The sequence below is a fragment of the Chlorobium ferrooxidans DSM 13031 genome (assembly GCF_000168715.1).
In the GTDB taxonomy this organism is placed as follows: domain Bacteria; phylum Bacteroidota; class Chlorobiia; order Chlorobiales; family Chlorobiaceae; genus Chlorobium; species Chlorobium ferrooxidans.
Genome location: NZ_AASE01000031.1, coordinates 1 through 18025, shown reverse-complemented (window position 1 = coordinate 18025; position 18025 = coordinate 1). Strand labels below are relative to the sequence as shown.

Genomic DNA, 18025 nt, shown 5'->3' with positions numbered 1-18025 from the left:
CAGAGAAGAAATGTTGCAAGGACGCTTAACAGCAGACAGACAATCGGGGTGGAGGAATCAGTGTTACCTGCACCTTCCGGATGAACAGAAGGGCTCTCTTTCATACTTTTTCACCGTTCTTCAGGCGCATGTAATCCTCATAAATTTTATGGCGGCTGTGGTTCATTATTTTCGAGAAGTTCCGCATAAACCAGACAAGGGCGGCAATCAAAAAGGAGACAAAGAACCCCGTCACCATCGCCCGTATCGTGGCCCGTCTGATTGGAGCAAGTCGCTCCTGATAGTTATCGGCACGAATGTCAATGCCAAGAAGACAGACAAACTGGTGACGTGAATCATAAACCGGAATATATGCGCTTAAAAAGGAGCCCCAGCTGTCTGTATACGGCTCCTGTGCAACAACTTTCTTCTGCTCCCTGAATGCCCGGAGAACAAGCTGGCTCGCATCCGGATAGGGATCCATGATATGGGATTTGTCATCAATGCCATTATGATCCCTGTCGCCTGTCGGGGTAGGATCCAGAACAAAGTAAACCTTGTTGTTCTTCATGACAAGGGTGTATACATAGGCAACCGTTGAATCGGTCTGCATGATTTTTCTCAGCGGCTCGAGCGCCTTGATGTAGGCTTCCGACTCTTCCTGGTTACGTGCTGTGAACTGACGGTGAATGTCACCATTCACAAACAACGCACCAATCGAACCGGATCGAAGCAGACCCTCACGAATCTCCCCTTTCTGGGCATTCAGGGTATGGTAGTAGATAAACCAGGTAGTTATGAAAATGGCGCAAAAAGCTACAACACCGATGACAATTGCTTCAGCAAGCGGATAGAACCGGTACTCCACATTCAACCATTCCGGCCTCTCCGTCGTGATATTCCTCTCCCCCTGACGCAAGGTGTTCAGCATACTTCCGACCTCTATACCTGTTACAAAAAAACTGGTGTGAAAAAAAATTCTATCCCTTAAGATACAAGAACAAAAGCAGAAAAGCGCCATCAACTCGCAACAAGAAAGGCTCTCTTTTTTTGTTGAACTAACGAAATAACACGTTGATTCGACAGGATATCCATCACTCTTTCCGGTTTAAGCATATATACTCTTGGAGTCTTTATCATGGATTTGCATACATTATACCTATACCTTTTTTATGGTCGCGAACAGGACAGCAAGCATATGCCGAAAAAAAACAAGGTAGCCGCTTCCGATAACTGCCAAAAAGAACTTGCAGAGACAAAGGAAGCCGCAGCGGCCAGCGAAATGCTTCATCGCAACCTTATTGACTACATGCACAACGGCTATGCATGCTGCCGTGTGGTTACTGAAAAGGGGCGGCCGGTTGACCTGATTCACGTTGAGGTCAACAAAGGGTATGAGAACCTGACCGGCCTGAAAAATGTTATCGGGCGAAAAATCACCGAAGTGATACCGGGAATCGCCGACTCCAATCCCGAGTTACTCGAAAACCATTTCAGGGTGGTTGAGAGCGGCATTGCCGAAAAGTTTGAAATCTATATCGAGCCTCTGCATAAATGGTATGAATCAACCATTTACTGCCCGGAAAAGGGGTACACCGTAGCGATCTTCGACGATATCACCAAGCGCAAACAGGCTGAACAGGCTTTACAGAACAGTGAAAAGAAGTTCCGCTCCATTACGGAACAAATGTCGGAGATTGTTTTTATTACCGACTCAAGCGGCCAGATCTCCTTCATCTCTCCGGCTATCGAAAAAATTACCGACTACAAGCCGCACGAAGTAATCGGCCAACGCTTTACGGATTTTCTTTCGGAAGAGGAGGTCCCATCAGCTCTCTCAGCCTACAAGGAGGTGATGCTGAAGCAATCGACCACTCACGTGATTGTGCTGAAATTCATGAGAAAAAACGGCACCTTTTTTTTCGGAGAAGTTCATGTACAGTATTACCATGAGAGCGGCTATAGCGGGACTATCGGGGTGATTCATGATATATCGGAAAGAAATCGCTGCGAAAGAACCCGTATTGAGTATGAAAAAAAATTACTCGACGGCAAACAGTTTCTCCAGAACATCTACGATACCGTCAATCACTCCGTTTTTGTTATTGACGTCCTCCCTGACGGATCCTATCGCTACAAGAGCATCAACCGCCTGCATGAAATCCGGACGGGCCTGAAAAACGAAGCAATATCGGGAAAATCACCTCGGGAGGTGCTTGAGCCTGATGTCGCCGCGACTGTTACAGGCTATTATGACCGATGCATACATAAAGGGAGCTCGACAGAGTACGAAGAGACTCATATGTTCAAGGGTAAACTCTCATGGTGGAGAACCATCCTGAATCCGGTTCGCAACGATAGCGGTCATATCTACAGAATCATAGGAACAAGTACCAACATCACAGAGCACAAGCTGACTGAGGAGAAACTCAAAACCCTGAGCTTTGCCATTCAGCAGAGTCCCACCGTTGTCGTCATTACCGACCCCGAGGGCAATATCGAATACATCAACCCTACCTTTACCGAACACACCGGATATACCGAAAAAGAGGTTATCGGACAGAATCCCCGTATTCTCAAGTCCGGCCTGATGGAGGATAGCGTCTATGAGGAGTTCTGGAAAACGATTCTTGCCGGAAACGTCTGGCACGGAGAGTTCCACAACAAGAAGAAAAACGGTGAGTTATACTGGGAGGATGCCATTGTTTCGGCAATTGTAAACCAGAAAGGCGTCATAACCAATTTCGTGGCGGTAAAGGAGGATATAACCGAAAAGAAAAAGCTCTGGGTTGACCTGATTGCCTCCAAGGAGAAAGCAGAGGAGAGTGACCGGCTGAAAACAGCGTTTCTTGCAAATATCAGCCATGAAATACGAACACCGATGAACGGTATCCTCGGCTTTGCCGAACTCTTGAAAGAGCCTCATCTCTCCGGTGAGGAGCAGGCGGAGTACATTGAGCTGATTAATCAGAGCGGCAAACGCATGCTGGCACTGATTAACGATATTGTTGATATCTCCCGTATTGAAGCCGGGGAGACCATGATACATGTCGAGCCGACCCATGTCAACAAGCTTCTGCATAGTCTCTGTACCTTTTTCAGGCCTCTGGCGGCAAACAAGAATCTGTTATTAAGCTGCAACAATGGGCTCTCTGACGAAGAGTGTGTTATTGAAACCGACAGTGCAAAACTGACCCAGATCCTGACCAATCTTGTCCAGAACGGACTGAAATTCTCGGTTGAAGGAGAGGTGCGCGTTGGATACATCCGGAAAGAAGATCTGCTTGAATTTTCTGTTTCCGATTCGGGTATCGGCATTCCGGAATCGATGAAGGAGAGCATTTTCGAGCGATTCAGGCAGGTTGACAACTCGTTAACCCGCCATCACGAAGGATCAGGACTCGGATTGAGTATTTCAAAGGCTTATGTTGAGATGCTTGGCGGCACCATCCGGGTTGAATCCGGAGAGGGAAACGGAAGTACATTTATCTTTACACTCCCCTTCAATCCTCCCGGTGTTCAAACACCTGAACACCACGCTACGGTCACCGAATCGGCCCCTGGCTCCCTGAGAGGCACAACAATTCTGCTCGCAGAAGATGACGCGGTTAGCCGAATTCTTATTAAACGAAGCCTTCAGGAGGAAAACCTGACCATTCTTGATGCCTGGAACGGCCGTGACGCAGTGCAGATGATCATGCAGCATCCCGAGATTGATCTGGTGCTGATGGATATCAAAATGCCGGTGATGAACGGATTTGAGGCATCACGGGAGATCAAGAAGCTTCGACCGGAGCTGCCGATCATTGCCCAGACCGCATTCACCTCAAAAGAGGAGCGGCTGAAAGCACTTGAAGCGGGATGTGACAGTTTTATGAGCAAACCGATCAACAAGCAGAAGCTGATTGAACTCATCCGGCTGCTGCTCCATAAGTAACACCCCTGCACCACCCGCGCACACCACCAGCCTATTGAGCTACTCTGTCAAGCAGTTCAGCAAGTTGCTCTGTCTCACGCACTGGTAACAGACAGGTGCGCTCAACACAGACCGATGCCTGCGGAACGAGGTCGCCGTGGGGTACGGTTTCGGGAACGTGCTGCAACGCGGCAAGTTCAGCGGAGGCATGCATGACAACCGTGCCCGGCAGGTAACGCTCACCGGCAACCGCCCGGAGCCGTTCCATCTCCGTTGCATGCAGATCTCCTGAAAAGAGAATTCTGCACCCTCTTTTTCGTGCAAAGTTCAGTGCCACCAACATCTGTGGCAGCGCGTGACTCTGCGAGGCAAGCGTGGTACCGAATGCGCTGAAGAGCTCTTCAGCCTGCAGGGCAAACTCCTCCTTTCCGGTCAGTTCACCAAGCCGGAGAAGGTTCAGTGCCGTGACTGAATTAGCCGAAGGTTCGGCACCGTCATAGCTCTCCTTCTGACGCACCGGAACCGTCTGGTCATCACTTGCCGAACTGAAATATCCTCCATGCAGCGCATCGCAAAAGAGGGTCTTCTGCACTTCAGCAAGTTCAAGCGCCGCCTTAAGGTAGACTATCTCAAACGAGGCTTCGTAGAGATCAATGAGCGCCTGCACAAAAAAGGCGTAATCGTCAACCTTCCCGGCAATTGCGGCGCTTCCGTCACGGTAGCGGCGGAGCAGACGGCAGCTCCTGCGGTCATAGAGGGTCTCAAGCAGAAAATCGGCCGCTTTCCGGGCAGCAGTGAGGCACTCTTCACTGTGGAGCACCCGGAACCCTTTTGAGAGGGCGGAGATCATCAGTGCATTCCACGATGTCAGGATTTTATCGTCAAGAAATGGCCTCGGCCTTCCGGACCGTGCCGTGTAGAGTTTACGGCGAGCCTCATCAAGCACATCCCGGATTTCAACCGCTGTTTTACCGAACCTGACTGCCGTCTCCTCAACAGAGACCTGCTGCATCAGAATATTGCGCCCGGTAAACTCGCCATGCGGGTCGTTCAGAGCATTGCCTTCCGCTCTGACTCCATACACAAAGGAGAAGATCGCCGCCTGCTCTGCATTGCCGATTGCTTCATGAAGCTCATCGGCACGCCAGAGGTAGAATGCCCCCTCTTTTTTCTCTGTTCCGGATTCGGATTCAAGGCTGTCGGCATCCTCCGCCGAGTAGAAGCCTCCCTCGGGAGCGGTCATGTCGCTGAGCACATAGTTAAAAATATCCTCAGCCACACTCCTGAACAACGGTTCCCCGCTGCACTGGAAGGCTTCAAGATAGGACACTGCAAGCTGGGCGTTGTCGTAGAGCATTTTCTCGAAGTGGGGCACATGCCACCGCTCATCGGTGGAGTAGCGGGCAAAGCCTCCCCCGCCCTTTCCTGTAACACTGATATGGTCGTGAATGCCCCCTTCAGCCATCCTGCGGAGGGTGAAGAGCGCCATCTCACGGGCTTTACTGTTACCGGAATAATAAGCATGGCTGAAAAGAAAGTTCAGCAGCACCGGCCGGGGAAATTTCGGGGCACCGCTGAAGCCGCCGTACACCGGGTCAAAGGTTGACTCCAGCCAGCGGAAACAGTTATGCTGAGCCTCGTCTTCCGGCGGAAGAGCGGCCGCGCGACTGGCAGCAAAAGCCTGAAGATCGCTGAAAAAGCCGGATGATGCATCCCTGATTTTCTCTTCATCACTCTCCCAGAGGCTGGCAATGGAGAGGAGAATGGTTTTAAATCCCGTCATGCCATAGCGATCTTCGGGGGGAAAATAGCTGCCGCCGTAGAAGGGGTTCCGGTCGGGCGTAAGCCATACCGACATCGGCCAGCCGCCTCTTCCGGTAGTGGACTGCACGTACTCCATATAGAGCCGGTCAAGGTCCGGAAGCTCTTCGCGGTCAACCTTGACCGGCACAAAATACCGGTTCAGCACTTCGGCAATATCAGGGTTCTCAAACGACTCCCGCTCCATCACATGGCACCAGTGGCAGGTGGAGTAGCCGACAGAGAGAAAGATCGGCCTGTTTTCCCGTTCGGCCTTTTCAAACGCCTCCTCTCCCCAGGCATACCAGTCAACCGGATTGTGTGCATGCTGCAGGAGATAGGGGCTCTTTTCACGGATAAGCCGGTTCGGTTTTCGGGCGGGCTGGGTCATAGAGGAGTGAAGGCAATACCGGGTTGCAGAAGTAACACAACAGCTACAACCCGCTCTGAGCGCTCAATAGTTCAGAACTTTTGCATTTCAGGCAAGAAGAGTTAGCCGGGTTTATCGAAAGCAACACTGCCCCGCCATTCAACGAACAATGAATAGCTTGCCGGAGTGTATTTATTTTGATACATTTCAACATGAACAAGGCAACTCTTGAAGTCAGGTTCTACAAAACCGACAACGGCATTGAACCAGTACGAGATTGGTTACGCGAGTTACCGGCTAACGATCGAAAAATAATTGGCCCCACCGAAAAACGAACTCCAATTAGCAAAAAAAAGGATGAGATCTGATGATCGATAAAATCAACATTGGCAGCAATTTTGACAACTTTCTGGAAGAAGAGGGCATTCTGAATGAAACGACTGCGGTTGCAGTAAAGCGTGTTATTTCCTGGCAGATAGCCGAGGAAATGAAAGCGCAAAAGCTCACCAAAACGTCAATGGCAAAAAAAATGCATACCAGCCGTGCCGCATTGAATCGCCTGCTTGATTCGACAGATACCAGCCTTACCCTGGCAACCCTTTCCTCTGCGGCGGCTGTTCTTGGCAAAAAATTCCGGATTGAGTTAACTTCCTGACTCTTCAGACCGGTCGAACGCTTTTCCTGACAGGTTATCGATCAGGTCTGAACGGAGTTTGTAGAGTTAGTCGAGAGCGTCCCGGAACCGTTGAAAACATCACAATGAACTCAAAAACCCCTGGAAGCAGCACTTTAAAAGCTGAGGTAACGAATATTTCAAGTCATAGCTTCTGGTTGCTCAGCCACGGCAAGGAGCATTTCCTTGCTTTCGAAGAGTTTCCGTGGTTCAAGGAGGCTCCTGTCAGCAAAATCCTGAATCTTGAAGAACAGAACCCCGGTCACTTTTACTGGCCTGATCTGGATGTTGACCTGAGCATTGAAAGTATAGAGCATCCGGAAAATCATCCCCTCTCTTTCGAATAATCAGATCATCAAGACCCACTCCCCCGTCCCTGAAACTCCGGTAAAATTGTTCCGAAATTAGTTTGGTTCTGGAAATCTGTATACCTGACTGGTTTTCAATCATAGCAGAGTTAGTTAACGCAGTTATGAACGTCCCGCCCCCCGCTCATTGATAGCCGGTGTTCATCCCACAAACCCTCTTTCTGATAACTCAAAGCCTGTTTTTTCAGTAAAAAAAACTTCTTACTTGTTATTATAAATAAGGTTAATGGCCATTTTCTTGACTACGGAATACTATGCCTGTGCAGGCTGTTCATTCCGATAATCACAAACAGATTTAACGAAAACGTAACAGCGGCTCACTGGAAAGAATGCTACTAAATCAGTAAAATCCATTGTTGTAGATGAAGATGTTGTGCGTGGTACTTATGAGATTTTAATTCGATGACTAACCCAAAAACAGGAACAATCATGTCAAACGAAGCGAACGAAAGAGAAGTATCTGCATTGGAACAGCGCGAGGATGAGATCAGGCTTTCTGCTTATTACATCTGGGAGTTGAAAGGGGGAGCGCAGGGGTCAGATGTCGAAGATTGGATTGAGGCGGAGCAAGCTTTGAACGACTGAGACTCAATGCTATCAATTATTTGAAAATGGCCACTCAGCAATGGGTGGTCTTTTGTTTACCGTGAACATGACAGAGAGTGCCGTCAATACTCCTCCAAGAAAAAACGCTAATTCATATATCCTGAAATGATCAAATAATGAGAGAGGCATGAATAATGTTAAACCATTTAAAATTGTTATTGAGTGGAGCGGTACGGAAAACTTTTACTTTAGTTGCGATTATCGGCATCCTGATTTGAATATCGTCACAACAAAAAATCAGATCAATGAGACCCAAACACTCCCATTCATGACTAAAGCGATGGGCAATGTGTTGAGAAAATTGCGAAAAGAGCATATCTCCTTTCCCTTTTTTCTTTTCACCCTTGCGTTCAATCACCGAGATCTGCTTGACGAAATAGACCAGTTATTGATGAGCCTCCACCATCATCTCGAAAAACAAAAAGGCGAAGGGACCTTTTCCTGTTTTATTAAATCGTCTAAAACAACGTCATTGTCATTAAGTAACGATCAACAGCAGCCTGCTTATTAAATAGATCACTCATCAGAAGAGACAACAGACGCCGTGACAGAGAGTGTATTTTGCATGGCCCTGCCTGTTGTTGCGAAAACTTTTTAAAGTGTTCACGAATCCGGCACGAATCGTAACCATTCCGAGTGTTACATTTTGTCTTAACCTTAATGGACTGCCCATGCAATGGCTCTACTGTGATTTCCACATCCATACGACATGGAGTGACGGAAAATGTTCGCTCGACGAGATAATCACCCTCTACGGGGAGGCGGGGTTCGATGTGATTGCCATCACTGATCATGTGCTCGACAGTGAAAGCTTCAACAGGCACGGACAAACGGCTTTAGAACTCCAGGTCATGGATATCTCGCAATTCGGCGCCTATCAGGAGGCGTTGTGGGAGGCGGCCAGGAAGGCGTGGAAGAAATACAGCATGCTGCTGCTCCCCGGCATCGAGCTGACCAACGACACCGACCGATACCACATCCTGGCACTTGATATCAAAGAGTACATCTCACCAGACCTTACTGTCGAGGAGATTATTAAGGCCATCAAAAGACAGCAGGGAATATCAATCGCCTGCCATCCGCATGTCAGGAACCATTCCGGCGACAATCCCTCGTTCCACCTTTGGGAAAACCACGAACGGTTTGCAACTCTCTTCGATGCCTGGGAGGTTGCCAACAGGGACGACCTGTTCAACGTTGTCGGCCTGAAAAAGTTTAACTATGTCGCCAATTCCGATTTTCACAATAAACGGCATTTACAGTCCTGGAAAACGCTGCTTCAGTGCGAAAAGAATGCCGAGTCGGTCAAGGAGGCTATCAGGAAGAATGATCGGGTTTCGCTATTTTTGTACCGTGGCGGGAAAATACGACAGTGATTACCTACAGGTGTTTTGCTTCTTACTCGTTACGCTCCGGCAAAACTTAATAGCGCATTATTATTTCATATTTTTTACACTAACCAGCCAAACGGAGAGGCTCTACCAAAACACCGAGCAGTTGAAAAAAGTGTGCTGAGTTAGTCGAGAGCATACCAAATCCACCTCTGAACCCCGGTCACTTTTACTGGCCTGATCTGGAAGTTGACCTGAGCATTGAAAGTATAGAGCATCCGGAAAATCATCCCCTCTCTTTCGAATAATCGGATCATCAAAACTCAATCCCCTGTCTCTGAATATCCGGAACAAGTTTTCGGGTATTGGTTCAGGTCAAGAATATCCCATAATTCACCTCCCTGTTAGAAGGAACTTTTATGTTGTCACAAAGGAGGCTTATGCATCCAAATATTCACTCCAGATATTTACCAAATATTTCTGGCACTAATGGTAAATCTAAATAATCAATCAGTTTCGAACTACTATTTAAAGAACATGGGTTAGGTAAGTATTGAAAAGAATTATTTGAACTCACCAAAACACCTGTTATGCCTGAAAATGCTTCCTTTTTTTCCATAAAAATGCCAAGCTTGCTCACAATCGATTGTCTGCTAATATCATAACCAACTTGAAATAAAAAACGCTTATGCCGATCATCTAATAAATCATAATCAACACTATCAAGATATCCTCTAAGTAGATAATAACATTCCGGTTTTTTTTCAATAAAGTCATTATGATTATAATAAGTAATTGGCCCATAAAGAAGGTGTAAAAGACCGTAAGGAAATGCTTGAAATCCTCTTATATCTAATGCGAGTAAGTAATACTTAGGCTTGTTCGGTTCATGCCATGACTGTAATTTTTCACTTTTTTCCACTAACCTCTTTTCAACGTGTTTAGAAATTTTTTCCACTGGTATTAGATAACTTGTGACACCCATATCAATATAACCTTCTTCTCCAACAGGCAACTGCTTAAAATGCACAATGCAATCTTCAATTTCGACTTGATTACGTATCGCTTTATAACTAGGCAAATGACTTTTTATTTTCTCGGATAGCATCCTAATTCTTTCTTTTTGGCTTTCATAGTCATCTGAAGTAATACAGGGGAGTGAGTAAATCTCAGGAAAATGAACCCAAAAGCACAATGGATATTTTTTTATTTCATCATTCAATACTCTTCTTAATTCTTCATTTGGATCTGAGGCTCCGAATGAAGTAACTTCGACAAAGTACTCATCGCCATTAACAGTGGCAATAAAATCGGGGCTTTTTATTTTTTTATTATTTTTAATGAAGCGAGCATGCCCATCATATATCAACTCAACGTCAAAATTTAGTTTCGCAAATAAGCACGCAAAACTCAGCTCTGATAAAACTGAATGGACTTTTAATTCACCTGTAATCTCGTTGAACTTATTCTTAATCCCTTTTAGACCCTTAAGAACGGATATTTGACCACACAGCTGATCATACTGATAATCATTCAATAACTTTGCATCGAAAGAAACCCCAGCCAAAAAAGCACTTAATTCACCATTACTAATAACCATGTATAATTGATTTTATATATCCTATTTATTCAAATCATTAATTTGCTTTAATTGAATATCTTCATTTATTTCATATGCATAATCCCCCCAGCCTGGCTCACCAGGAAGAGGAGGTATTTCAGACCAATATTTCGGCTCACCACTTAGCACCTGTTCTCTGTCAGGCATTAAATCGGAATGCAAATATATTTCTATAATTTTCTCAATACCTGCCAATTCTTCTTTATTCTTAAATTGAGTATACACAAGAGATATAAGTTGCATTACCAGACTAATTGATGATTCAACTTCGCTTTTTTTTGGAGATTGGCCATTATGAAGAAATCTATTTCTAGATGACCGAGACACTGTAAAATGACGAAATATATCTTCATCTATAAGTCCCTTTTGATATATCAATTCAATTTTTGTTGCCGATGTCCATGTCCGATAATCATTTAGAGCTCTTTTTCTATTAGTATAGTTAATATCCTTTTGACTAATCTTGTGTATTACCTGATGCTCCCATATATGATTCAATATTTGCTCTATTGTTGTCCATAATAACACCAAAGCCTCAACCCATTGATGTTTTATATATTGTGTTACACCGTTAAGAAGCAATCCGTACGACATATTTGGAATAGCAGATAATATTCGTCGACCCTTTTCAATTGCCAACCTATAGTCATATGCATTTATTATTTCCGGCTCGATCAAACACATATTATCAAGTATACTGGCATACTGTGTTTTAATTGCATTGTAAAATGCCGCAACTCTACCTTCAGCTTTCCCAATAGACCTTGAATATCCATTAGTATATAAAAAACCATTTGATACATTTTCTGGCATAACAGCTTCAGAATAAATACCGCCAAACAACAAGGCTGCTAATACCTTATTAAATTCCTCTACGACCACAAACTTATCATTATATTTATCTATAGATGGAAGCATTAGACTTCCATCAAATCCAATAATTAAAGAATGCGGCTTAATACCAATATCAACACCTGTTGATAACCTATTAAGCCTAACATAATCATAGGAATAATTATTAACATCATCAAGAGAGGGACTCCAAGTATCAGAATCACGACTAATAATTCTAAATGGCAAAGTATAACCAAAAATAACAGGGATTTTAATTTGCTCCATTTCTCACGGTTCTTATGTTATACACTGTACAATAAAATAAACATACAGAATATTCAACCTGCATAAATTAATAACTTACGATTGTGACATCAGCTCTGTCCCGTTATGGTTTGCTTTAATCCCAGTACTCTTCATGAAGTTATACCACACTGTTTACGCGCTCTTTCACACCCTACATTCTTCTTCGCTCCCTTTTGTACCAAAAGCTACGCTGTCCTGCATTACATGTGTAATTTTACTTTCATGTCCTACAAAATTCAGTTGTAGGCTGGACAAAGAACAACGTCAATCACTACTCTCAGGTCATCATTCTTATTACTGCTTCCCTCAATAATCTATGAATGCTGTGCGTATAATCTAAGGAAATCTAGGCAAAACATAATGCAGGAACCGCCAGGGAGTGGCGTGCTGTAAATGAGAAAAGCGTCGAACCTTCAACCCACTGATTAAGAGTCAGTTGCTCTGCCATTGAGCCACGAGTGCATCGAGTGTTATGGCTTCAGGTTAGCCGTCGAGGGTGGAATCGAATTCGTCCTTGTTTACCCCGTTTTTTTTACCCGGCATCAGTTAGAAATGTATTTTCACAAACAATTCATGAGCTTTTGGAGAAACTCTCTTTCGCTTTCTGAAGCGCAAGGGTATTGACTAAAATTGCCTGATTGGGAATAGAGCGGGATATTCCTTTTAATTCAGCCAGATAACGGTGTGCTGACGCAACTTTTTTAAGTACAGGGACCGTTTCCAGTTCAATCGCAAGTGGCAATGTGGGTATGCTATAGGACATGGCTGGTTACTGATGTAAAAAAGTTGCTTTTTTTATACATAAGATTGTTGACATGTAAAGATAATGGGGGTTTTTTTACATATCCCGGTTGATATGTAAAAAAAAGGGGATTTGCTTTACAGTTATCAGGCCATGAGGTAATGCCCAGGACGTGGTGGACTGTGTACTCGGTGTGTACTCGGGGACGTTGTTGAATAGCGATAACAGAAGAAGAAGAAACGCACACAGGGATGAAAAAAGATGCAACGGATGGGCTTAGATAGGAAGATTTCGAATTCTGGATGCTGGATTCCGGATTGAATCGAATGTTGGAGTTGCCCTGCGTAGACGCCCTCTTTGACGAAGAAAAGAAAGTGCCGGGCTGGAGCCCGGCAATCTCTGGCTAAAAACGACAAAAAGACTTACAAGCGTTAGCCTGTAAGTCTTTTTGTCGTTTATGTGCACTCGGAAGGAGTCGAACCTTCAACCCACTGATTAAGAGTCAGTTGCTCTGCCATTGAGCCACGAGTGCAACGCTTTTATTTTATCGGTGCCAGAGGAGCAACCGGCAGAGTCGGCGCTGCGGGAGTCGCAGGGGCCGGAGCTGCAGGAGCTGCTGGCAAACTTTGCTGAAGAACACTTTTAACCGGAGCCCTGTCGGACTCTTTGCCCGGAAGGGTGAACTGTGCAATAAAGCAGATACCCATTACCAGACCGGCAAGTATAGCGGTCATCTTGCTTAAAAAATCTCCGGTACGACGGACACCGAGCGTCTGCACGGTTCCCATGCTTGCCATTCCACCGGTAAGGCCACTGCCGCTTTTGGGGCTCTGCAGCAGAATCACACCGACCAGAAGGACCGCTGCGAGTAAAGCGACAACCACAATGAAAACATGCATTTCCGGCAGCTTTAATAAATTTGCAAATATCGTATCTTCAAATGATGAAGGCCTTAATTTAGCAACTTTTAAAAAATATCCAAGCCGTGTTTTCAGATGCCGGGAAATTATTGGTGATTGCAGGAGCCGTCACCATAGTGGTCGGGCTCTTCATGATGGCATCAGGAAAAACAGGCCTGTCAGGGTGGTTCAACTGGTTCGGATCGCTTCCTTTTGACATGAAAATCGAAAAGGAGAACTTCCGCCTCTACTTCCCTCTGGGGAGTTCAATTTTGATATCGATAGTCCTGAGTATACTCTTCTATTTTCTCAATAAATTTATCCGTTAACCACTCCATGCCCGACACAGTGAAGAGAGAAGCCCGCAGCGCAACGGTCAAACGAACAACCAAAGAGACCGATATTTCGGTAACCGTAACGCTTGATGGCACCGGCACAAGCTCCATCAGCACGGGAGTGGTCTTTCTTGATCACATGCTGACCAACTTCAGCCGCCACTCGGGATTTGACCTTGCAATCCAGTGCAAAGGCGATATTGACGTTGATGATCATCACAGTGTTGAGGATATCGGTATTGTGCTCGGCAGTGCCATCAATGAGGCGCTTGGCGACAAGCGGGGCATTCAGCGCTATGGCTGGGCAATCATTCCGATGGATGAGGCGCTTGCCCGCTGTGCGCTCGACCTCGGGGGGAGAAGCTACTGTGTCTTCCACGCGGAGTTCAACCGCCCGGTGATCCAGGGGCTCTCAACCGAGATGGTGCACCACTTCTTTCTCTCGCTTTCGGAGAGCCTGAAAGCCAATATCCACATCTCCATCCTTGAGGGGCAGAACACCCATCACAAGATCGAGGCGATCTTCAAGTCCTTCGCCTACGCGATGAGGCTGGCAGTTGCCGTAACCGGCAGTGCGATACCTTCAACGAAGGGTACCATTTAATACTGTTGATCTGAGAGCTATCAAACAGAAAACCCCCGAGCAATCAGGGGTTTTTCTGTTCTTCGTCCTTGTTGTCCCTGAAGTCCCTGCTGTCCTTTTCCTCCAACAAACACAAAACCCCCGGGCAACCGGGGGTTCTGGTAAAAAAGCAATCACTCGCTCTTACTTGGCGTAGGCAATCGAGCGTTTCTCGCGGACAATGGAGACCTTGATCTGGCCGGGATACTGCGCTTCCGATTCGATTTTGTGCGCGATATCGTGGGCAAGCACATCGGCCTGTGAATCGCTGACATTGTCACCTTCAACAATAACCCGTATTTCGCGTCCAGCCTGCAGGGCATAGGTTTTGAGTACACCGGGGAATCCTTTGGCAATCTCCTCAAGGCTCTCAAGACGCTTGACGTTGCCGTCAGAGGTTACCGCACCGCGGGCACCGGGTCTTGCAAGTGAAATGACATTGGCTGCGTCAACGAGCTCGGCGATAGGCGTCTCTTTATCGACATCACCGTGATGAGCGCCAACGGCATTGATTACGGTTGCTGACTCATTGAATTTTTTCAGGAAGGTCATACCGCTGATCGCATGCGGCTGATCGCTTTCAGGAAGCACCAGACCGATGTCGTGCAGAAGTCCGGCGCGTTTTGCCTGACGGGCATCGAGCTTGAGCTCGGCGGCCATCAGACCGGCAAGCATGGCAACCTCACGGCTGTGCAGGAGCAGGTTCTGGCCGTAGACGGTGTAAAACTTCATGTGGCCGATAAGCGAGACGATCTCGGCGGGCATGTCGGGAATCTGGAGCGAGGAGAGCGCCTCTTCACCGGCACTCATGATAACATCGTCAATCTCCTTTTTGGCATCGGCATAGGCTTTTTCGATAGCCACCGGATGAATGATGCCGTCAACAAGGAGTTTCTGGAGGGTAAGCTTGGCAAGCTCGCGGCGCAGGGGGTCGAAACAGGAGAGAATAACCACCTCGGGAGTGTCGTCAACAATGATATCGACTCCGGTAGCATTCTCGAACGCCTTGATGTTGCGTCCCTCACGACCGATAATCCGGCCCTTGAGCTCATCGCTCTGGATGTGCACAACTGAGAGCGCGTTTTCGGTAGCCTGCTCGAAAGAGATCCTCTGGATAGCGGTCAACAGGGTTTTCTCTGCAAGACGACCGGCATTCTGCTCCGCCTCGGCATGAATCTGGTGAATGGTTTCCGTAGCCTCTTCACGGGCTTTGGAGACCATATTGTCGATGAGCATCTGGCGGGCATCTTCAGACTGAAGGTTGCTGATGCTCTCAAGACGCTGGTTCTGCTCAAGAATGGTACGGTCAAGCTCTGAGGAACGAAGGGTCACCGACTCCATGGTCTGGTCGATCTCCTTGCGCTGATCCTGCAGCTTGCGCTCCATATCGCGAACATCCTGAAGCTGCTTTTTAAGCTGGGCTTCCTTCTGCTGCATCTGTTTCTGGAGCTGATTGTACTTGTTGTTCTTGATGACCACTTCCTGGTCGAACTCGCGCCGCTTCTTTTTCCACTCCTGGTTTACTTCGCTGACCTTGAGTTCCTTGTATTCGTTGGCCTCTTTCTGGGCTTCCTGCACTATCTGCACGGCACGTTCCTCGGCTTCAAGCACCTTGGTTGTTCCGATACTTTCAAGAAAAAAACGTCCGATAAAAAAACCTGCCGCAAAAAAAACCACTGAAGCACTGACAATTAAAAACAGGTTTATAACTATACCCATTAAACTAACCTCCTTTTTGCTGCCCCCGTAATCGATGTGGGAGCACCGTTTTAAACAAAAAAAATCCGCACCATCAAGAGATGTGTAAGATTCAAGAACCCGTTGTACACGGTGGGTGCCTCCTTCAGATTTTTTGCTTCCAATGGAGCGGTGTTTCCACTGCTCTTGAACAGTCCTGACCGGAGTCAGCAGCGTTCAACAAGGCCTGCAATCAAAACGAAGAGCCTGGCTCCCGATTTGTTGATGTTAGTTCTTTTACTTACAAGACACCCCAAGCAACTGGTGCGGAAATTTCTTCTCTTTCAATGTAAATGTTTATTGCAGATTTTGTTCCATAAAAACATTCAGATCGGCAATTTTCTGCTTCAGCGACGCTATCTCCTCTTCAAGTTCTATCTTTTTTTCGGCAAATGAAATGGCCGAAAGAACAGCAAGTTTGACCGGTTCAAACGTCGGGGCTTTTTCGGCAAAAAGTCGCATGATCCCGTCTACATCCCGGGCCGCCTTTTCCGTCAGATCCCGCCGTTCAACCCTTAAAGGATAGTTGTCGCCATAAACATGTACATCAATTTTTTCCATCTCATTTTCGTTACAATGTCTGATCGTTTCTGAGTTCCATCTCTATTTTCTGCAAAATGAGGACAAGCTTCTGTTTAACCTGAAGTTTTTCTGCAAAGGAAAACTCTCCTCCCGAACTCTCCGGCGCATCAGCGGCAGAGATTCCAACCGTTCCGGGCAGCTTGCATGATCTCAGTATATTCTGCAGACTTGACAGTTCAGATCGCAGCAAATCATTCTCTTTACGGCACTCTATAAGCCGGGCAACCAGATTTTCAATATTTCCCTCAAGGATGTTGACTTCACCCTTGATATTCAGCCCGTCAGAATCATGCATGGAACAAAGAGTATCAGACTTGTCGAATTACCGCACCAAGTTTACTCACGGCATTACTGCCTGCTTTTGAGAGAATATCGCTGATTCTTTCATCCTGCAGTGTTCCCGTATGATCGGCTATTTCAAGCGAGAGTGCGACACTGCGCTCCCCTCCTTCAGCTTCCGGGCGTTCAAAAAGATCGAACACACAGACATCCCTGATCAAAGCGTCACTGGAACGAACAACTTCCACAAGTGACTGAACGGTAACATTTTGCGGCAGAACAAGCGACAGATCCCTCTGTACAACCGGAAATCTGGATGGCGGCTCGTAGGTTACTTCCGGATTGAAGCAGCGTTCCAGAACTGCTGCATCAAGCTCGGCAATAAAAACCTCCTGCCCGATATCAAATTTCCCTAAAAGGTCTTTTTCGACCTGCTTGACAACGCCTGCCCTGTAGGAGCAGGACTTTCCACGTTCTGTCAGCTCCAGAGCAATGCTGACAGTTTTTTCATTATAAATATTCACCACTGATTTATCAAGCAAATTCAGCTTCTCAAGCAGCATCTCGACCGCACCCATAACATCATAAAAATCAGCTTTTTCCGGTGACTGGTTCCAGATTCTGGGAAAACGGCTCCCGGTCATGGCAAGGAGGAGATACTCCTTTTCGCTGTAGGCGTCGAGCGGGGAGTTGGTATCCCCTTCGCTGCCTGGCAGCATGCTGAAGGCGCGGGCAACTTCAAAGAACTTCAGATCCCTGTTTCCGTGCCGGATATTGTGGCTGATAACCTTCAGAAAACCGGGAAGAAGTCCCGGACGGAGCACTTCAAGCCCTTCGCTGATAGGATTGAGCACGGCGACCAGCTGATCGCTGAAGAGCGCGGCATCATCCCTCTTGATGAGCGGGTTGGTAAGAATCTCCCTGAAGTTCAGGCCGACCATGATGCTGCGGAGAAAATCGGGAAAATATTCCGGATTTTTCCGCGACTGCGGATAGATGGTCGAAAGCTGTGACGAGGGCTGAAT

The 18025-nt window shown here is 46.7% G+C and carries 17 protein-coding genes, 1 tRNA gene and 1 pseudogene; 8 read left to right on the top strand and 11 right to left on the bottom strand.

Going from position 1 to position 18025, the window contains the following annotated elements; genetic code table 11:
- Positions 1 to 100 precede the first annotated feature (100 nt).
- Complete coding sequence (locus CFERDRAFT_RS10880; RefSeq protein ID WP_006367280.1) at positions 101 to 910, bottom strand: cache domain-containing protein; 810 nt, start codon at positions 908 to 910, stop codon at positions 101 to 103.
- Between the two features lie 267 nt (positions 911 to 1177).
- Here CFERDRAFT_RS10880 and CFERDRAFT_RS11775 point away from each other — a divergent pair, with 267 nt between their 5' ends.
- Positions 1178 to 3916 carry a PAS domain S-box protein gene (locus CFERDRAFT_RS11775; protein WP_050770674.1) on the top strand — a complete coding sequence of 913 codons (2739 nt, stop codon included), beginning with the start codon at positions 1178 to 1180 and terminating at the stop codon, positions 3914 to 3916.
- Between the two features lie 31 nt (positions 3917 to 3947).
- On the opposite strand, the gene CFERDRAFT_RS10870 is transcribed toward CFERDRAFT_RS11775, so the two are convergent.
- Positions 3948 to 6086 (bottom strand): thioredoxin domain-containing protein, encoded by a 2139-nt coding sequence (locus CFERDRAFT_RS10870; protein WP_006367278.1) that lies wholly within the window; start codon positions 6084 to 6086, stop codon positions 3948 to 3950.
- A gap of 346 nt (positions 6087 to 6432) precedes the next feature.
- Between CFERDRAFT_RS10870 and CFERDRAFT_RS10860 the strand changes: the two genes are divergently transcribed.
- The 5 genes from CFERDRAFT_RS10860 (at position 6433) to CFERDRAFT_RS10845 (ending at position 9088) form a co-directional block, all read left to right on the top strand.
- Positions 6433 to 6720 (top strand): helix-turn-helix domain-containing protein, encoded by a 288-nt coding sequence (locus CFERDRAFT_RS10860; protein ID WP_006367277.1) that lies wholly within the window; start codon positions 6433 to 6435, stop codon positions 6718 to 6720.
- A 104-nt stretch (positions 6721 to 6824) separates the two neighbouring features.
- Positions 6825 to 7085 carry a DUF2442 domain-containing protein gene (locus tag CFERDRAFT_RS10855; RefSeq protein WP_006367276.1) on the top strand — a complete coding sequence of 87 codons (261 nt, stop codon included), beginning with the start codon at positions 6825 to 6827 and terminating at the stop codon, positions 7083 to 7085.
- Between the two features lie 450 nt (positions 7086 to 7535).
- Positions 7536 to 7691, top strand: a complete 156-nt coding sequence (locus CFERDRAFT_RS12225; RefSeq protein ID WP_083791497.1) for a DUF2934 domain-containing protein — start codon at positions 7536 to 7538, stop codon at positions 7689 to 7691.
- A gap of 148 nt (positions 7692 to 7839) precedes the next feature.
- A complete protein-coding gene (locus tag CFERDRAFT_RS10850; RefSeq protein ID WP_006367285.1) occupies positions 7840 to 8223 on the top strand; it encodes a hypothetical protein in 384 nt (127 codons plus the stop codon).
- Between the two features lie 160 nt (positions 8224 to 8383).
- A complete protein-coding gene (locus tag CFERDRAFT_RS10845) occupies positions 8384 to 9088 on the top strand; it encodes a PHP domain-containing protein (RefSeq protein ID WP_006367275.1) in 705 nt (234 codons plus the stop codon).
- A 409-nt stretch (positions 9089 to 9497) separates the two neighbouring features.
- Here CFERDRAFT_RS10845 and CFERDRAFT_RS10840 read toward each other — a convergent pair whose 3' ends face one another.
- The 5 genes and pseudogenes from CFERDRAFT_RS10840 to secG all read right to left on the bottom strand — a co-directional run bounded on the left by CFERDRAFT_RS10840 (position 9498) and on the right by secG (position 13445).
- Positions 9498 to 10643 (bottom strand): hypothetical protein, encoded by a 1146-nt coding sequence (locus CFERDRAFT_RS10840; protein WP_006367284.1) that lies wholly within the window; start codon positions 10641 to 10643, stop codon positions 9498 to 9500.
- Between the two features lie 21 nt (positions 10644 to 10664).
- Positions 10665 to 11783 carry a hypothetical protein gene (locus tag CFERDRAFT_RS10835; protein WP_006367283.1) on the bottom strand — a complete coding sequence of 373 codons (1119 nt, stop codon included), beginning with the start codon at positions 11781 to 11783 and terminating at the stop codon, positions 10665 to 10667.
- Between the two features lie 610 nt (positions 11784 to 12393).
- Positions 12394 to 12567, bottom strand: a pseudogene (locus tag CFERDRAFT_RS10830) (Fic/DOC family N-terminal domain-containing protein); the annotation flags it as partial.
- A gap of 439 nt (positions 12568 to 13006) precedes the next feature.
- Positions 13007 to 13078: transfer RNA gene (locus CFERDRAFT_RS10825), tRNA-Lys, on the bottom strand.
- A 7-nt stretch (positions 13079 to 13085) separates the two neighbouring features.
- Positions 13086 to 13445, bottom strand: coding sequence for a preprotein translocase subunit SecG (secG, locus tag CFERDRAFT_RS10820; RefSeq protein WP_006367274.1), 360 nt, complete (start codon positions 13443 to 13445; stop codon positions 13086 to 13088).
- An 86-nt stretch (positions 13446 to 13531) separates the two neighbouring features.
- Between secG and CFERDRAFT_RS10815 the strand changes: the two genes are divergently transcribed.
- Both CFERDRAFT_RS10815 and hisB read left to right on the top strand, forming a co-directional pair.
- Positions 13532 to 13774 carry a DUF2905 domain-containing protein gene (locus CFERDRAFT_RS10815; RefSeq protein ID WP_006367281.1) on the top strand — a complete coding sequence of 81 codons (243 nt, stop codon included), beginning with the start codon at positions 13532 to 13534 and terminating at the stop codon, positions 13772 to 13774.
- A 7-nt stretch (positions 13775 to 13781) separates the two neighbouring features.
- Positions 13782 to 14384 (top strand): imidazoleglycerol-phosphate dehydratase HisB, encoded by a 603-nt coding sequence (gene hisB, locus CFERDRAFT_RS10810; RefSeq protein WP_006367273.1) that lies wholly within the window; start codon positions 13782 to 13784, stop codon positions 14382 to 14384.
- 162 nt (positions 14385 to 14546) lie between these two features.
- Here hisB and rny read toward each other — a convergent pair whose 3' ends face one another.
- The 4 genes from rny to CFERDRAFT_RS10790 form a co-directional block, all read right to left on the bottom strand.
- On the bottom strand, positions 14547 to 16121 hold the full coding sequence (gene rny / locus CFERDRAFT_RS10805; RefSeq protein WP_006367272.1) for a ribonuclease Y: 1575 nt from the start codon (positions 16119 to 16121) through the stop codon (positions 14547 to 14549).
- A gap of 315 nt (positions 16122 to 16436) precedes the next feature.
- Positions 16437 to 16700, bottom strand: a complete 264-nt coding sequence (locus CFERDRAFT_RS10800; RefSeq protein WP_006367271.1) for a cell division protein ZapA — start codon at positions 16698 to 16700, stop codon at positions 16437 to 16439.
- Between the two features lie 10 nt (positions 16701 to 16710).
- Positions 16711 to 17016, bottom strand: a complete 306-nt coding sequence (locus CFERDRAFT_RS10795) for a hypothetical protein (RefSeq protein WP_006367270.1) — start codon at positions 17014 to 17016, stop codon at positions 16711 to 16713.
- A gap of 13 nt (positions 17017 to 17029) precedes the next feature.
- A partial coding sequence (locus CFERDRAFT_RS10790; protein WP_006367269.1) for a phenylalanine--tRNA ligase subunit beta-related protein occupies positions 17030 to 18025 on the bottom strand: 996 nt, incomplete at its 5' end.

What these genes read in the sequence shown, in the direction of transcription:
- CFERDRAFT_RS10795 (WP_006367270.1), bottom strand. Translation starts at nt 17,016, where the DNA reads ATGCATGATTCTGACGGGCTGAATATCAAGGGTGAAGTCAACATCCTT.
- CFERDRAFT_RS12225 (WP_083791497.1), top strand. Translation starts at nt 7,536, where the DNA reads ATGTCAAACGAAGCGAACGAAAGAGAAGTATCTGCATTGGAACAGCGC.
- secG (WP_006367274.1), bottom strand. Translation starts at nt 13,445, where the DNA reads ATGCATGTTTTCATTGTGGTTGTCGCTTTACTCGCAGCGGTCCTTCTG.
- CFERDRAFT_RS10850 (WP_006367285.1), top strand. Translation starts at nt 7,840, where the DNA reads ATGAATAATGTTAAACCATTTAAAATTGTTATTGAGTGGAGCGGTACG.
- CFERDRAFT_RS10860 (WP_006367277.1), top strand. Translation starts at nt 6,433, where the DNA reads ATGATCGATAAAATCAACATTGGCAGCAATTTTGACAACTTTCTGGAA.
- CFERDRAFT_RS10845 (WP_006367275.1), top strand. Translation starts at nt 8,384, where the DNA reads ATGCAATGGCTCTACTGTGATTTCCACATCCATACGACATGGAGTGAC.
- hisB (WP_006367273.1), top strand. Translation starts at nt 13,782, where the DNA reads ATGCCCGACACAGTGAAGAGAGAAGCCCGCAGCGCAACGGTCAAACGA.
- rny (WP_006367272.1), bottom strand. Translation starts at nt 16,121, where the DNA reads ATGGGTATAGTTATAAACCTGTTTTTAATTGTCAGTGCTTCAGTGGTT.
- CFERDRAFT_RS10840 (WP_006367284.1), bottom strand. Translation starts at nt 10,643, where the DNA reads ATGGTTATTAGTAATGGTGAATTAAGTGCTTTTTTGGCTGGGGTTTCT.
- CFERDRAFT_RS10855 (WP_006367276.1), top strand. Translation starts at nt 6,825, where the DNA reads ATGAACTCAAAAACCCCTGGAAGCAGCACTTTAAAAGCTGAGGTAACG.
- CFERDRAFT_RS10870 (WP_006367278.1), bottom strand. Translation starts at nt 6,086, where the DNA reads ATGACCCAGCCCGCCCGAAAACCGAACCGGCTTATCCGTGAAAAGAGC.
- CFERDRAFT_RS10800 (WP_006367271.1), bottom strand. Translation starts at nt 16,700, where the DNA reads ATGGAAAAAATTGATGTACATGTTTATGGCGACAACTATCCTTTAAGG.
- CFERDRAFT_RS10880 (WP_006367280.1), bottom strand. Translation starts at nt 910, where the DNA reads ATGCTGAACACCTTGCGTCAGGGGGAGAGGAATATCACGACGGAGAGG.
- CFERDRAFT_RS11775 (WP_050770674.1), top strand. Translation starts at nt 1,178, where the DNA reads ATGCCGAAAAAAAACAAGGTAGCCGCTTCCGATAACTGCCAAAAAGAA.
- CFERDRAFT_RS10835 (WP_006367283.1), bottom strand. Translation starts at nt 11,783, where the DNA reads ATGGAGCAAATTAAAATCCCTGTTATTTTTGGTTATACTTTGCCATTT.